15 protein-coding genes are annotated in these 14,421 nt (G+C 75.1%); 5 read left to right on the top strand and 10 right to left on the bottom strand.

Annotated features, from left to right (window positions below):
• Positions 1–828: 828 nt before the first annotated feature.
• Positions 829–1,005 (top strand): hypothetical protein, encoded by a 177-nt coding sequence (locus tag ACL02T_RS33705; protein WP_412834883.1) that lies wholly within the window; start codon positions 829–831, stop codon positions 1,003–1,005.
• Here the strand turns inward: ACL02T_RS33705 and ACL02T_RS33700 are convergent.
• From ACL02T_RS33700 to ACL02T_RS33685, 4 genes are all read right to left on the bottom strand, one after another.
• Complete coding sequence (locus ACL02T_RS33700) at positions 1,002–1,499, bottom strand: flavin reductase family protein (protein WP_412834882.1); 498 nt, start codon at positions 1,497–1,499, stop codon at positions 1,002–1,004. The genes ACL02T_RS33705 and ACL02T_RS33700 overlap by 4 nt on opposite strands.
• A complete protein-coding gene (locus ACL02T_RS33695; RefSeq protein ID WP_412834881.1) occupies positions 1,496–2,116 on the bottom strand; it encodes a 3,4-dihydroxy-2-butanone-4-phosphate synthase in 621 nt (206 codons plus the stop codon). The genes ACL02T_RS33700 and ACL02T_RS33695 overlap by 4 nt, the downstream gene beginning before the upstream one ends.
• Positions 2,113–2,667, bottom strand: a complete 555-nt coding sequence (locus ACL02T_RS33690) for an NAD(P)H-dependent oxidoreductase (RefSeq protein ID WP_412834880.1) — start codon at positions 2,665–2,667, stop codon at positions 2,113–2,115. The genes ACL02T_RS33695 and ACL02T_RS33690 overlap by 4 nt, the downstream gene beginning before the upstream one ends.
• Before the next feature lie 291 nt (positions 2,668–2,958).
• A complete protein-coding gene (locus ACL02T_RS33685) occupies positions 2,959–5,004 on the bottom strand; it encodes an NAD(+) synthase (protein ID WP_412834879.1) in 2,046 nt (681 codons plus the stop codon).
• Positions 5,005–5,209: 205 nt separating this feature from the next.
• Here ACL02T_RS33685 and ACL02T_RS33680 point away from each other — a divergent pair, with 205 nt between their 5' ends.
• Positions 5,210–6,067, top strand: coding sequence for an alpha/beta hydrolase (locus tag ACL02T_RS33680; RefSeq protein WP_412834878.1), 858 nt, complete (start codon positions 5,210–5,212; stop codon positions 6,065–6,067).
• Positions 6,068–6,090: 23 nt separating this feature from the next.
• Positions 6,091–6,762 (top strand): GntR family transcriptional regulator, encoded by a 672-nt coding sequence (locus ACL02T_RS33675; protein ID WP_412834877.1) that lies wholly within the window; start codon positions 6,091–6,093, stop codon positions 6,760–6,762.
• Here ACL02T_RS33675 and ACL02T_RS33670 read toward each other — a convergent pair.
• Entirely contained in the window at positions 6,752–7,708 is a 957-nt protein-coding gene (locus tag ACL02T_RS33670; protein ID WP_412834876.1) for an SDR family NAD(P)-dependent oxidoreductase, read from the bottom strand. The two genes, ACL02T_RS33675 and ACL02T_RS33670, sit on opposite strands and share 11 nt — an antisense overlap.
• A 150-nt stretch (positions 7,709–7,858) precedes the next feature.
• Between ACL02T_RS33670 and ACL02T_RS33665 the strand changes: the two genes are divergently transcribed.
• A complete protein-coding gene (locus ACL02T_RS33665; RefSeq protein WP_412834875.1) occupies positions 7,859–8,428 on the top strand; it encodes a TetR/AcrR family transcriptional regulator in 570 nt (189 codons plus the stop codon).
• Between the two features lie 40 nt (positions 8,429–8,468).
• Here ACL02T_RS33665 and ACL02T_RS33660 read toward each other — a convergent pair whose 3' ends face one another.
• The 5 genes from ACL02T_RS33660 to ACL02T_RS33640 form a co-directional block, all read right to left on the bottom strand.
• Positions 8,469–9,440 carry an LLM class F420-dependent oxidoreductase gene (locus tag ACL02T_RS33660; protein WP_412834874.1) on the bottom strand — a complete coding sequence of 324 codons (972 nt, stop codon included), beginning with the start codon at positions 9,438–9,440 and terminating at the stop codon, positions 8,469–8,471.
• Positions 9,441–9,467: 27 nt separating this feature from the next.
• Positions 9,468–9,935 carry a DnaJ family domain-containing protein gene (locus ACL02T_RS33655; protein ID WP_412834873.1) on the bottom strand — a complete coding sequence of 156 codons (468 nt, stop codon included), beginning with the start codon at positions 9,933–9,935 and terminating at the stop codon, positions 9,468–9,470.
• Positions 9,936–10,011: 76 nt separating this feature from the next.
• Positions 10,012–11,037 carry an LLM class F420-dependent oxidoreductase gene (locus ACL02T_RS33650; protein WP_412834872.1) on the bottom strand — a complete coding sequence of 342 codons (1,026 nt, stop codon included), beginning with the start codon at positions 11,035–11,037 and terminating at the stop codon, positions 10,012–10,014.
• 171 nt (positions 11,038–11,208) lie between these two features.
• On the bottom strand, positions 11,209–12,528 hold the full coding sequence (locus ACL02T_RS33645; RefSeq protein ID WP_412834871.1) for an MFS transporter: 1,320 nt from the start codon (positions 12,526–12,528) through the stop codon (positions 11,209–11,211).
• Positions 12,529–12,546: 18 nt separating this feature from the next.
• Positions 12,547–13,707, bottom strand: a complete 1,161-nt coding sequence (locus ACL02T_RS33640) for a DUF2332 family protein (RefSeq protein WP_412834870.1) — start codon at positions 13,705–13,707, stop codon at positions 12,547–12,549.
• A gap of 109 nt (positions 13,708–13,816) precedes the next feature.
• Here ACL02T_RS33640 and ACL02T_RS33635 point away from each other — a divergent pair, with 109 nt between their 5' ends.
• A complete protein-coding gene (locus ACL02T_RS33635; RefSeq protein ID WP_412834869.1) occupies positions 13,817–14,329 on the top strand; it encodes a bifunctional nuclease family protein in 513 nt (170 codons plus the stop codon).
• Positions 14,330–14,421: the final 92 nt, after the last annotated feature.

Genomic DNA, 14,421 nt, shown 5'->3' with positions numbered 1-14,421 from the left:
GGGGCGATCCACCGCAGCCCGCCCCGACCGAACCACCCGCTCCGGTCCCCGGATCCGGAGCTCCCCGAGCCGCCACCGGTGGATCCATCGCCCGAACCCACCGACGAGCCCGAAGACCCTGAGCCCGGTGCCGCTGTACCGAGGCCGGCCACGGCGGCCACGCAGCTTGCGGGAAGCCGAGCTCCCGGCCACGAGGTCGCCGCCGTGCTCACCGAGCCGTCGAAATGCGGGGGTTCGGGACGCAGCGTCGGTGTCGGATGTGCTGTGGTGGCGGCATCCGCGAGCACGTTCTCGACGCGCGAACCGCCGAGAACGACCGCATCGCGGTGGTCGGGGCGAACGCACCGGACAGTTGGGCTGACCTCGCCGCGCGGGTCGGCGGGCCCGCCGGTCGCTACGCCCAGATCCTCGCGAACGCGTGCCAGGCGCGGGGGCTGGCCGAGGAGGTCGCGGAGACCCAGCCGCGCCGAGTGGTCGAGCACCTCGGCCCGCCGCCCGACAGCGGGCCTGAGCGAGACGAGTGGATCCGCCGGGCCGGGATCGCCGCGGCCTACCGGGACCTGCGCACGGTGCCCGAGACCAGCATCGCCCTCGCGAGGCGCCCTCGCGGGAGCAGACCTTCCACCGGGCGCTGTGGGCAGCTCGCCGGCGACGAACTGGCAAGGCGTTGTCAGCCCCGCGACCCGATCCCGACCGGGGGCGGCGAGCAGACCGCGTCGTTCCCCGTGCTCACCCCGGAGGAAGCTGCTGAGCTGGACCGCGGTCTGGCCCCGGCGATTCCGCGCAGCTCGCGCTCGAGGGCAACGAACCGGTCCAAGGGCGTACCCGGTGGCCGACCACCAGCTCGCGGCCGGGGACCTGACCGTCGTCGCGGAGGGCACGGTGAGCCTCGATCCTGCTCAGGGGCCCATCTTCGAGGCCACGCCGTCCGCGTCCCACCACGCAACCCGGGAACGCGAACAGCTCGTCGAGGCCGGCCCGCAGGTGGGACTCAACTTCGACTAGGCAGCCCGGGCGAGCTCGCGGAAGGTGCTGGCGTGGAAGACCAGCGGCTCCGCGGGAAGGGCGCGCGCGGCGTGCACCCGCAGGAGCACGATGTGGTGGTCCCCGGCGGGCACGAGCTCCTCGACCGAGCAGTCGAGCTGCGCGGGCGAGCCCTCGACGAACACTGCGCCATCAGAGGTGGACGTGACGTCGAGACCGGCGAAGCGATCGCCCTCCTTCATCGCGAGTCGCCGGCAGGCGACGGAGTGGTCCGAGCCCAGCACACTCACCCCCAGCCGGGGCAGCTCGGCCAGCTTCGGCCAGGTCGAGGACGTGTTCTGGATGCAGAACGACACGAGGGGCGGGTCCATGGACACCGAGGTGAAGCTGCTGGCCGCGAGCCCGACGGGACCGTCCGGGCCCTGCCCGCAAACGGCGACGACGCCGCAGGGGAAGCACCCGTAGAGCCTGCGCAGGGCGGGGACGTCGAGGACAGGATCGGCTGGCCAGGTCATGCAGGGTTCCCTTCGGGACGGGGCACGGAGACCGGGACGGTGAGCAGCGGGACCGACGCCGCGTCGGCGAGCGCGCGCAGGCCGGGCGGCCTGAGCGGCTCCCCCGCCGCGTCGAGCACGTCGGCGAGCACGGCGACCGGGGGCAACCCGGCGCGGGCGCAGAGTCGTACGGCGGCCTCGGCGACTGCACCGGCGGCGGTCGGCCGCGGCTCGGTGCCCACCAGCTCGACGAGCACGTGACCGGGGGCGACCAGGTCGTCCGGCGTGGTGGCGGGGTCGGCGAGTATCCGCAGGGTCGTGGCCCGCGCCGTGGCGCTGATCCCGGTTCCGGTGCCGACGCCGTCGACCGCCACGGCCTGCAGGTTGCCGCGCCGGGTCCGGTCCGTGCCGGACATCGGCGGCAGGCGCAGGGCGTCCGCCCGCTCCGGCTCGACGACCGCGCGTAGCAGACCGGTGCTGTGGCGGATGGCCCACACCACGCCGGCGGTGGTGGCGGTGGCGGCGGCGAGCAGGACGCACCCGGTCTCCGGCCCGACGACCACGATCGGCTGTCCGTCCAACAGCGCCTCCACCACGGACGACGACGCCGCGCGGTCGGTCCGCAGCGCCGCGGTCACCCCGCACCTACGGTGGCGCGGGCGCCGGCGACGGCGAGCAGCGCGGGGCCCCACAGCCGGGCCCACTCGGCCAGCTGGGTCTCCAGCTCACCCGCCTCGATCGCGGATTCCAGGACGTAGATCCCGCGGGTCGGGCAGGACGCCCCGATCTCGACGAGCACCGGCCGCAGCTGCTCCTCTACTGCCAGGTTGTGCAGCGGCGCCGCGCCGACCATCAGCGGCACTGTGGCCAGGGCCCGCAGCTCGTCCCGCCCGAACTGGTCGAGGAAGGACTTCAGCAGCCCGGTGTAGGAGGCCTTGTAGACCGGCGTGGCCACGACCAGTAGGTCCGCCTCCAGGACGGTCGCCTTGGCCGCCGCCACCGTGGGGTCGCCCCACGCGAACAGGCCGGCCGCCAGCTCGGCGACCTCCACGGTCGACACCGCCGCCGATGGGACGATCGCCGTGGCCGCGGTGCGGCCTGCGACCGTCGTCCGGGACCCGACCTTCGGGTTCCCGACGACGACCACGACCCTCCCCACCGGGCCGGGAGAACCTACGAACTCGCTCATGGCGCCATGGTCCCCCGGGCGCCGCGCGTGTGGAGTGACTGCGACGTCACGAGTTGTTTGCGCTGCACGAGATGGGACCTTCGGTGAAGGACCACCGGTGTCGGGACAACGGCCCCGCGGCCCGTTCCAAGCCGTACTGCTCCGTCGAGGCAGCACAGATCAGCTCGCCGGTGATATGCGTCGGCGGGCTGCGCACGCGCACAGACCACCACGCAGCTACGCCGGACGGCGGGACACGAGGACCCGCCCCCGGATGGACGAGCCGATCCGGTGGCGACACGTGCCGGCGCGTCAGCTCTCCGGCACCTCGCGGCGGATCTCGTCGAGCCAGATCCGCGCGGACATGTCCGAGGGCGCCCGCCAGTCCCCGCGCGGCGACAGCGACCCGCCGGCGGAGACCTTCGGGCCGTTGGGCAGCGCGCTGCGCTTGAACTGGCTGAAGGAGAAGTAGCGCTGGGCGAACACCTCGATCCAGTGCCGGACCTCGGCCAACTGGTAACTCGGGCGCTCGTCCTCGGGGAAGCCGGGCGGCCACGGGCCCTGCGCCGGGTCGTGCCAGGCGTGCCACTGGAGGAACGCGATCTTGGCCGGTCGCAGCCCGTAGCGCAGGAGGTGGAAGAGCGTGAAGTCCTGCAGCGAGTACGGGCCGACCTTGGCCTCGCTGCTCTGGACCTCCTCGTCCTCCCCGGTCGGCACCAGCTCCGGGGTGATCTCGGTGTCCAGGACGTCCGTGAGCACCTCGCTGACCTCCTCGTCGAACAGCTTCGAGGAGGCGACCCAGCGGATCAGGTGCTGGATCAGCGTCTTCGGGACGCCGCCGTTGACGTTGTAGTGCGACATCTGGTCGCCCACGCCGTAGGTGGACCAGCCCAGCGCGAGCTCGGAGAGGTCGCCGGTGCCGAGCACGATGCCGCCCCGCTGGTTCGCCGCGCGGAACAGGTAGTCGGTGCGCAGCCCGGCCTGGACGTTCTCGAACGTCACGTCGTAGACGGGCTCGCCGGACGAGAAGGGGTGGTCGAGGTTGCGCAGCATCAACCGCGCGGTCTCGGTGATGTCGATCTCCTCGAAGGTCACGCCCAGGGCCTCGGCCAGCCGGTAGGCGTTGCCCTTCGTCCGGTCGCCCGTGGCGAAGCCGGGGAGGGTGAAGCCGAGGATGTCGCTGCGCGGGCGGCCCGCCCGGTCCATCGCCCGGGCGGCGACGATCAGGGCGTGGGTGGAGTCGAGCCCGCCGGACACCCCGATGACCACCTTCGGGTCGCCGATCGCGCGCATCCGCTGCTCCAACCCGGCGACCTGGATGTTGTAGGCCTCGTAACAGTCCTGCTCGAGCCGGGACGCGTCGGCGGGCACGAAGGGGAAGCGCTCCACCACGCGGCGCAGCCCGAGGTCGCCGCGCGGCGGGTCGAGCCGGAACTCGACGCGCCGGAAGGCCTCGGTGCGAGCGGCGTGGTGGCGGCGGTTGTCGTCGAAGGTGCCCATTCGGATCCGCTCGGCCCGGAGCAGGTCGAGGTCGACGTCGGCGACGGACTGGCGGGCGCCCTTCGGGAAGCGCTCGGTCTCGGCGAGCAGCACGCCGTTCTCGTAGATCATGGTCTGGCCGTCCCAGGCCAGGTCGGTCGACGACTCGCCCTCCCCGGCGGCGGCGTAGACGTAGGCGGCCAGGCAGCGGGAGGAGGCGCTGCGGCACAGCAGCTTCCGATCCTCGGCCCGGCCGACCGTGATCGGGCTGCCGGACAGGTTGGCCAGCACGGTCGCGCCGGCCAGGGCGGCCTCGGCCGACGGCGGCACCGGCACCCACATGTCCTCGCAGATCTCCACGTGCAGCACGAAGCCGGGCACGTCGGAGGCCTCGAAGAGCAGGTCCGGCCCGATCGGAACGTCCTGGCCGCCGATCCGGGTCGTGCCGGTGACGTCGTCGCCCGGGCCGATCTGGCGCCCCTCGTAGAACTCGCGGTAGGTGGGCAGGTAGGACTTGGGCGCGACGCCGAGGACCCGACCCCGGTGGATGACGACGGCGCAGTTGCGCACGCGCTGGCGGTGCCGCAGGGGCGCGCCCACCACGAGCACCGGCAGCAGGTCCGCCGACCCGGCCACGACCTCGTCGAGCGCTTCGGCCACCGAGTCGAGGAGCGTGTCCTGCAGGAAGACGTCCTCGATCGAGTACCCGGACAGGGTCATCTCGGGGAAGATCGCGAGGCCGACCCCGTCCGCGTCGAGGGCGCGGGCCGTCTCCAGGACGGCGGCCGCGTTCGCCGGTGGGTCGGCGATCGTGGTGCGGATCGTGCAGGCGGCCGTGCGCAGGAAGCCGTGCCGGTAGGCCGAGTAGAAGTCCTCCACACCGGAAGTCTGCCCCAGCTGATCGTCGCGTAATCCCGCCGGTCCGTGCCGGTTCGCTCGGGCCGGTCGGCGTCGCGGCGGCGGACCGGGACGGGGAGGGGAGGGACCGCGGGCGGGCGGGATCCCCGGCTCCGGCAACCGGGCGATCGACCGCCCGCCGGAACGGCCTTACGCTGCGCTTTCCGGCCATCCACGGAGGACACACGTGTCGATCCCCGCGCCCGACCCGATCCCCGTCGTCTTCGTCCACGGCCTCTGGCTGCACGCGTCGAGCTGGACGCCGTGGGTCGAGCTGTTCACCGAGCGCGGGTACGCGCCCGTCGCTCCCGGCTGGCCCGGCGAGGCGCCGACGGCCGAGGAGTGCCGCGCCGACCCCGAGGCCGTCGCGAACCGCGGCATCGCGGTGGTCACGGACCACTTCGCCGCGCTGATCTCCGAGCTGCCCGCGCAGCCGATCGTGATCGGCCACTCCTTCGGCGGGTTGATCGCCGAGAAGCTCCTGGGCCAGGGGTGCGCGCGGGCCTGCATCGCGCTCTCGCCCGCCCAGTTCAAGGGCAACCTGGCGCTCCCGCCGGCACAGCTGAGGACGGCGTTCCCGGTGCTGAGCAGGCCGAAGCTGCGGACGCGGAGCTGGATCCACTCGAAGGACTCCTGGCACGCGGGCTTCGCCAACGCGGTCGGCCGCGCGGAGTCCGACGCGCTCTACGACGCCTACGCCGTCCCCTCGCCGATGAAGCCGCTGTTCCAGGCCGCGACCGCCAACTTCACGCTGCACAGCGAGGCCTCGGTCGGCGTGCACCGCGACCGCGGGCCCGTGCTCGTCGTCGGGGCCGGGAAGGACCGGACGGTCCCGGAGGCGACCAGCCGCGCCGCGTACCGGATCCTCACCCGCAGTCCGGGCGTCACCGAGTGGGCCGCGTTCCCCGGGGCCGGCCACTCCTTCGCCGTCGACTCGACCTGGCGGGAGGCCGCGGACCTGGCTCTGGAGTTCCTCGCCCGGCACGGCATGGGCTCCGCGAGCTCCGCCGGGACCGCCGCGCCCGCCGACCCGGCGCCGGCCTGACCGCTGGCCCTTAGGCTGCCGGAATGGCGATCCCGGTGGGCACGGAGCGGCGCCAGCTGTCCGAGCACGTCGCGATGGTCGTCCGCGAGGCGATCATGTCCGGCGACCTGCGCGGGGCGGACTACCTGCGCACCGAGCAGCTGGCCGAGCGGCTCGGGGTGAGCGCGACGCCGGTGCGCGAGGCGCTGATGGTGCTGCACAGCGAGGGCGCCGTGCGCTGGGAGCCGCGGCGCGGGTTCCGCGTGGTGCCGCTGACCGAGCGGGACGTGGCGGACATGTTCGCCGTCGCCGCCTTCATCGAGGGCGAGCTCGCCGCGCGGGCCGTGGGACTGCTGTCCGCCACCGACGTCGCCCACCTGCAGGAGCTGCAGTCGGTGCTGGTCGACGCCGCCGGCGCGGGCGACACGGACGAGGTCTTCCGGGTCAACCACGAGATCCACTCCGCGATCAACCGGCCGGGCCTCTCGGCGCGCCTGCAGACCCAGCTCACGATGTCGCTCAAGTACCTGCCGCGCAGCCAGTACGGCCGCGTGGAGGGCTGGGTCGAGGCCTCGGTGCGCGACCACGGCCCGGTGCTCGCGGCGCTGGCCGCCCGCGACGCGGAGGCGGCGCGGACGGCCATGCGCGACCACATGCTGCACATCGGGACTCTGCTGCGGGCCCACCTCGACCGGGCCGGGGTGTTCAGTACCTGACGGTCGCGGTCGAGACGTCCCACAGCCGCTCGGCCGACACCGGGTCCACGGCGTGTGCCGCCACGCCCCGGTCGGAGCCGGGCACGTGCGGGCCGGCCTCGGCGCAGTCCTCGAAGTACCGCCCTCCGATGCCCTCCACCAGCGGGGAGGCGGCGAGCAGCACCGAGGTGGCCGCGCCCTGCTCCGGCGTCTTCCAGCCCAGCGCGGCACCCCGCGCCTCCAGCGCGGCACGATCGGCGGGGCCCAGGTGGCGCTGCAGGTTCGTGCGGATCCCGCCCGGGCTGAGCGCGTTGACGTGGATCCCGTCGCCGCCCCACTGCCGGTTCGCCTCCACCGCGAACAGCACGTTCGCGGTCTTCGACTGCCCGTACGCGGACCACGGGTCGTAGGCGCGGCCGTGGTAGTGGACGTCGTCGAACACGACCGGGGAGCGCAGGTGCGCCGCCGAGGACACCGACACCACCCGCGCCCCGTCCGCGGCGACCAGCGCCGGGAACAGGCCGACGGCCAGGGCGAAGTGGCCGAGGTGGTTGGTCGCGAACTGCAGCTCCCAGTGGTCCGCGGTGCGGGTCAGCGGGGCCGCCATGACGCCGGCGTTGAGGACCAGCATGTGCAGCGGGCCGTCCCAGGTGCCCACGAAGGCACGGACGGAGGTGCGGTCGGTGAGGTCGAGCCGGGCGACCGAGACCAGCTCGTTGCCCGTGGTCCGGGTGATCTCGGCGGCGGTGGCCACGCCCGCGTCCAGATCGCGGACGGCGAGGGTCACGCAGGCGCCCGCGGAGGCGAGCGCGCGGGCGGTCTCCAGGCCGATGCCGGAGGCCCCGCCGGTGACGACGGCGCGGCGGCCGGCCAGGTCGAGGCCGTCGACGACCTCGGCGGCGGTGGTGTCGGCCCCGAACGGGCCGGTGAAGGGGCGGGAGATCGAGGGGGTGAACGTCGCGGTCATGGGAACCCTCTCCGCGGTCGTGGCGCGTCCGTGCGGATCATCGGGCGCGTAGAGTGCAACCGGAGCTGCCTCCGGTGCGAACCCCGGCCAATCGGAGGGTGTTCCGGTTGGAGCAGGAGAGTGACTCAGGTCACGTCAGGAGGCGGCGTCGTGGCGGACTCGGGGCGCCCACTGCGTGCGGACGCGCGGCGCAATCGCGAACGGCTCCTGCAGGTCGCCGTGGAGGCCTTCTCCCAGCCGGGGCGGGACGTCTCGCTCGAGGGCATCGCCAAGGCCGCCGGGGTCGGCATCGGCACGCTCTACCGGCACTTTCCCACCCGGGAGGCGCTGGTCGAGGCCGCCTACCGCAGCGAGGTGGCGCGGCTGTGCGACGCGGTCCCGGACCTGCTGGAGGCCGAGCCGCCGGACCGGGCGATGCGGACCTGGACGGACCGCTTCGTCGACTACACGACCGCCAAGCGCGGGATGGCGGACACCCTGCGCGCGATCGTCGCGACCGGCGGGAACCCGTACGCCGAGACGAAGGCGCGCCTGCGGGACGCGGTCGCCTCCTTCCTCGAGGCGGGGGCGCGGGCGGGCACGCTGCGCGCGGACGTCGACCCCGGGGACGTCCTCGCCGCCCTCTCCGGGATCACCCTGTCCGCGGGCGCCCCCGAGCAGCGCGAGCAGGCGGGACGGTTGCTCGACCTCGTCATGGACGGGCTGCGCCACCGACCCTGACGGACCCGCCGCGGCCGGCCCGGCACGGGCGCCCCCTGCGCTACCCCCGGCCGAGGGCGCGGACGGTCGCCGCCGGGTCCCCGCCGCCGAGCGGCGCCAGCACCGGCGTGCTCACCCCCGCCTTCACGTACTCCTCCACCTGCTCGCGCACCGCGGCGGCGGGACCGTGCAGCACCAGCCGGTCGACGACGTCGTCGGGGATGGCCTCGACGGCACCGCGCCGGTCCCCGTCCGCCCAGAGCTTCCACATCGGGCCGAGCTCGGTGCGGCCCAGCCACTGGTGGAAGTCGCGGTAGACCGGGACGTTGAGGTAGGTCGCGGCGAGCCGGCGGCCGAGCGCGCGGGCCTCGTCCGCCCCGACGTCGGGGACCACGAAGATCCGGGCCACGATCTCGGCGTCGGGCTTGCCGTACTCGCGCACGTGCGGGGCGACGGCCCGGACGTCGTCGGCCGTGAGCCAGTTGACGATCGCGCCGTCGCCCTCGCGGCCGGCGAGCCGCAGCATCCCGGGCCGCAGGGCCGCGACCAGCACCGGCGGCACCGGGTCGGGCACCTCGCCCAGCCGGAAGCCCCGGATCGAGAACGACGCCCAGTCCTCGGCCACCCGCTCGCCGGCGAACGCCGCGCGGAGGAACCGCAGGGTGTCCCGCACCCGCCCGTAGGGCTCGACGAACGGGATGCCGTTCCAGCCCTGCACGATCACGTCGGACGAGCTGCCGATGCCCAGCGCGAAGCGGCCGGGCGCCAGGTTGGCCAGCGTGGCCGCGGACTGCGCGAGGAGGGCCGGGCCGCGGGTGAAGGCCGGCACGATCGCCGTGCCCAGGCGCAACGTGGGCGCCCACTGCGCGGCGAGGACCAGCGGGGTGAACGCGTCCGTCCGGTCCGCCTCGGCGCTCCAGACGTCCGTGTAGCCGAGGTCGGGGAGCCGTTCGACCACCGCGCGCTGCTCGCGGAGGGGAAGACCGGAGAGCGGCAGGGTGATGCCCCAGCGGTCGGGCACGGGTACCTCCACGGGGGAACGGTGATCGCCTTCGCGACGCTAGTTCGCCCCGGCCCCCCGGCGCCACCACCGTCGGCGCAACGGTGCCGGTGGCTGCTCCGCGCGGGCCCGGCGCAGGGCCTCGGTACGGTCCGCCCGGTGCGCGCGCCAGGCCTCGACGACGGCGTCGGGATCCGCGCGGCGCAGCGGCAGCCGCGGGCCGTCGGGGGCGCGCAGGGCGGCCACCACACGGGCGTTCAGGTCGGCCACGAGATCGCGCACGGCCTGCTCGGTCGGCAGGTCCCGGGTCGTCTCCGGCAGCCGCTCGAGCTCCTTGCGCAGCTGGACCGTGGTGGGCAGCAGCGCGTCGGAGGGCACGCCCTCGCGCCGCAGGTAGCCCCTGATCCACCAGTTCTCGTCCGCGTCGGCCAGGTTCGGCAGTGGCCGGCCCTTGCCGGGCAGGTCGTCGAACTCGCCGCGCTCCACGGCCTCGCGGATGGCCTTCTCGGCAGCGGACTCGTACCTCATGGAGCACCCCCGCTCCACCGTAGGCGAGGAGTTCCGGGCCCGCGGCCGCCGCTCGCTCCTCCCGCGGGCGCGCGCCTCAGGACAGCGCGTCGGCCACGGCCTCGAGACCGCGCGGGTCCCCCTGCACGAGGATCGTGTCGACGACCGTCTCCTCCCAGGCGGCGAGCTCCGCGCGGATCTTGTCCTTCGGCCCGATCAGCGCGACGTCCTCGACCATCGCCGTCGGCACGGCGGCGACGGCGTCCTTCCGGTTGCCCTCCAGGTACCGCTCCTGGATCCGGGCGCACTCGGCCTCCCAGCCCATGCGCACGAAGACCTGGTTGTGGAAGTTGGCGTCCTTCGCGCCCATCCCTCCGACGTAGAGGGCCAGCAACGGGCGAACGTGATCGGCGGCGCGCTCCACGTCGTCGTCGACGATCACGGGCAGGGACGCCTGGACCCGGAAGTCCTCCGCCGTGCGGCGCGCCCCGGGGCGGGCGAAGCCCTCGGCGAGCGCCTCGCGGTAGAACGCGTCGGCCTTGGGGGAGAAGAAGAGCGGCAGCCAGCCGTCCGCGATCTCGGCGGCCAGCGCGACGTTCTTCGGGCCCTCGGCGGCCAGGTGGATCGGCAGGTCCGCGCGCACGGGGTGGACGGTGGAGCGCAGCGGCTTGCCCAGGCCGGTGCCGTCCTCGACCGGGAGCCGGTAGAACTCGCCGTCGAAGGTCACCGGCTCGTCGCGGGCGAGCACCTTCCGCACGATCGCGATGTACTCGCGGGTGCGGGCCAGCGGCCGCGGGTAGCGCTGCCCGTACCAGCCCTCCACCACCTGGGGGCCCGACGCGCCGAGGCCCAGCACGAACCGCCCGCCGGAGAGGTGGTCCATGGTGAGTGCGGCCATCGCGGCCGCCGTGGGGGTGCGCGCCGCCATCTGGAGGATGTTGGTGCCCAGGGTGATGCGGCTGGTCGCGGCGCCCCACCAGGCCAGCGGGGTGAGGCAGTCCGAGCCGTACGCCTCGGCCGACCACACCGACTCGTAGCCCAGCCGCTCGGCCGCCAGCACCGACTCCTGGGCGCCCGGCGGCGGACCCGAGGACCAGTAGCCGATGTGGAACCCCAGTCGCATGGCGCCTCCTCGTGTCTTGCGGGCGAACCTACCGGGCGGGGCCCACGCTCCCTCGGACCGCTCCCACGCGACACCCTCGACCGGCTCGGCGCGCTCCGCCGACCCGCTGAGGCCGTGACCCGGGTCGCCGCGGATCTCGGTCACCGGTCCGGGGCGCGTCGAGCCGGGCCTTCACACGGATGGTGGGGGAGCCGCCGGACCCGGCACGTCGGAGCCTCGCGGCGCGGGAGGACCCGGCGGGGTGGGCGCCGGCGGGGTGCGCCCCGGGGACGGTTGCCGGGTGACCAGGGCCCGCGCGGGCGGGCTCGCGAGCCAGGCCGCAACCAGTGCGGACACCACCGCGAGCGCGGTGAGACCGGGCACGAAGCTGCGCCCGCCGCCCACGGCCGCGAGCAGCAGCGGCACGAAGAAGCCCAGGTAGGAGCAGGCGTAGAAGGTGCCGGTGAGGGCTCCGCGGGCCGCCGGGTCCGCCAGCATGCCGATGAGGGTCAGGCCGGTGGCGAGGCAGATCCCGTAGGCCAGCCCGAGCAGGACCGAGACGGGCACGACCAGGGGCCACGCCCCGGTGAGGTCGGCCAGCAGCCCGAGGGCGACGCCGGCCGCGCCGAGCGCGAGGGCGATCGCGCCGGCCCAGGTCGTCCCGAGCCGGCGGACCATCGGCTGGACGAGCACGCCGGTGCCCATGGTCAGCCCGGCCACCACCCCGGTCACGGCCACGCCGACACCGGGCATCACCGGCTCCAGCTCCAGCGGCAGCACGTTGACCGCGGTCGCGGCGAAGGCGAACACACCGATCGCGATCGGGACGACCACCAGGCCGAAGGCCCGGCCGGACCCGTGCGGGACGCCGAGGTTGACCAGCGGCCCGCCGGACCGGCGCCGCTCGGGCGGGAGCGTCTCCGGCACCCGCGGGAGCAGCGCGAGCGCGGGCAGCATCAGCCCGGCGTGCACGAGGTAGGACAGCACCGCGGGCGCAGCCGCCCACTGCCCGAGCAGCCCGGACACCAGCGGCCCGAGCGCCCAGCCGCCGCCGAGCGCCACCGCGGTCAGCCGCGCCGCCCGGGCTCCACCGTCGCCGGTCGCGGCCATCAGCTCGCCGAGCCACGCGGTGCCGACGCTGAACACGACCCCGGACACGGCGCCCTGCAGGAAGCGCCCGGCGAACAGCACCCAGGGCGCCGCGGGCACGGCGAGGAAGGCCAGCGTGGTCACCAGCGCGAGGGCCACGAACGGGACGACGACCCGGCGTCGGCCGATCGTGTCCGACAGCGGCCCGGCGAGCAGCAGGGCCGGCACGAGCCCGGCGGCGTACACGCCGAACGCCGTGGTCAGGGCGGTGGGCGAGAACCCGAGCGTGACCCGGTAGTGCAGCAGCAGCGGGGTGGGGACGTTCGTGCCGTAGGCGACGGCGAAGACCACCGTCCACAGTGCGACCCAGCCCGTGCCGATCCCGCCGCCCGCGTCGGCCGCGCGACGCCCTCGTCCCCGCACCCGGGCACCGTAACCCGATCAGGGGCCGGCCCGGGAGCGCGCGGCGGCCGGACGTCGGCCCGGGAGCCAATCCAGCCAGGCCGCGCTCGGGTGGGCGCGGCCGAGCACCGCGCCGCGCCGCACGCCGTCGCGCACCGACACCCGTCCGATCACCCCGAACACCCCGCCGTCGCGGTTCTCCGTGATCCAGTGCTCCGGCACGTCGAGACCCTGCACCGTGGTGCGTGCCTCCGGACCCAGGGGGACGAGCGGGTCGACCGAGACCCACTCGACGTCGCGGTCGAGGCCGGCGAGCACGGCGTGGAACGCGGCCAGCCGCTGCGGCCCGAGGAAGACGTGCACGTAGGTGTCGACCAGACAGACCAGGGTGTCGGACGGCAGGCCCGCGACGACCTCGGGCAGTGCGTCGACCACGTCCCCGCGGACCATCGGGGCCGGGTCGGCCAGGGCCAGCTCGACGGCCGCGGCGAACCGGTGCACCGCGCCGGCCTCGGGTGGCACGCAGGCGGCGAGCCACGCCCGGGTGGCGGGATCGGCCAGGTCGTGCGGCTCGATGTCGACGCCCACCCGCGTGGCGATCGCCGGCGGGCTCGGCGGGACCGGGGGCGCGGCCCCACGGACCTCGCACGCCAGCCGCAGCGGGGCGTCGCCGCACTGCCGTTCGCTGCCGTCGGGCAGCCGGTAGCGGTAGGCGTAGCGGTCCGGCCACAGGCCCAGACCCGCTCCGGTGCCGAGGTCGACCAGCGCGAGCGGGCGGGGGTCGTCCGCGGCGACCGCGGCCAGCACCGGGAGCACGTCGAGGCACCGCGCGACCTCGGTCATCTGGTAGCGGTGCCCCGCGCACAGCCGGGTGAGCTCCGCCCGCTCGGCGCGGGCGAAGGCGGCGAGGGCCGGGCGGAAGCCGGCGTCCTCGGCGGGCTGCGCACCGCCGGGCTCGGGGAAGTAGCGGGCGAGCTCGCCGCCGCGGTCGGCGGCGAGCCACCGGACGGCGGCGGACAGCAGCAGGGCGGGTTGCCGGTCGGGCGGGAGCTCGGCGGCGATCCCGAGCAGCACCTCGTCGTCGGCGATGCCGCGGAGCAGCGCGGCGGTGAGCCACCAGCTCGCCGGGGCACCGGGTGGGGACCAGGCGTCGGCGACCGCCCGGGCCTGGGCGGCGACCTGCGCGAGACGATCCCCCACACGGCCCGGCTCGCGTCCGTCGCCCGCACCGTTAGCGGGACGGTCGCCGCATCGTGCACAGTCTCGATCTGAGACGGGGCGACCACGTGTGCTCCAGCACACTGATCGGATGCGTGCGATGCGGGTGCTCCGGCTGGTCGTCCACGCGCGGAGCCGGCAGCCGGTGCTGGTGCTCGGGGAGGTCGACGGCCCACGGTGCGTGCCGATCTTCCTGCGGCCGCAGCAGGCCGAGGTGATCGCGGTGGGCCCCCGGGACGCCGGCGACCCGGCCGCCGCCGAGACCGCCCTGGCGCAGGACGTGCTCGTCCCGGTCGTCGGGGCGCTCGGGGCGCGGCTGACCGCCGCCGAGATCACCGACCTGGTCGACGGCGTCTACACCGCCGAGCTCGTGCTGCGCGACGGGGCCGGGGCCGAGGTGCGGGTGGCGGTCCGGCCCAGCGACGCCCTGGCCGTCGCCGTGCGCGAGGGGCTGGCGATCGGGGTCGCCGACGCCATCCTCGACGAGGTCGGACAGGACACCGCCGAGCTGTTCCCCGACGGCACGGACGCCGCGCCCGCCGAACAGCTGCGGGAGTTCCGCGAGTTCCTCGACGACGTCACGCCGGACGACTTCCGGCGCTGACCGCGCGGTGCCCGTCGTGGTCCGCGGATGCCGCACGGCGGGGGGCGGCCCCTGCCGGACGTACGGGGCCGGGTGAACGGCGCCGGCCACCG

The organism is Pseudonocardia oceanicola (genome assembly GCF_047200735.1).
Classification (GTDB): Bacteria; Actinomycetota; Actinomycetes; order Mycobacteriales; family Pseudonocardiaceae; genus Pseudonocardia.
This window is presented reverse-complemented; position numbering and strand designations above follow the sequence as displayed.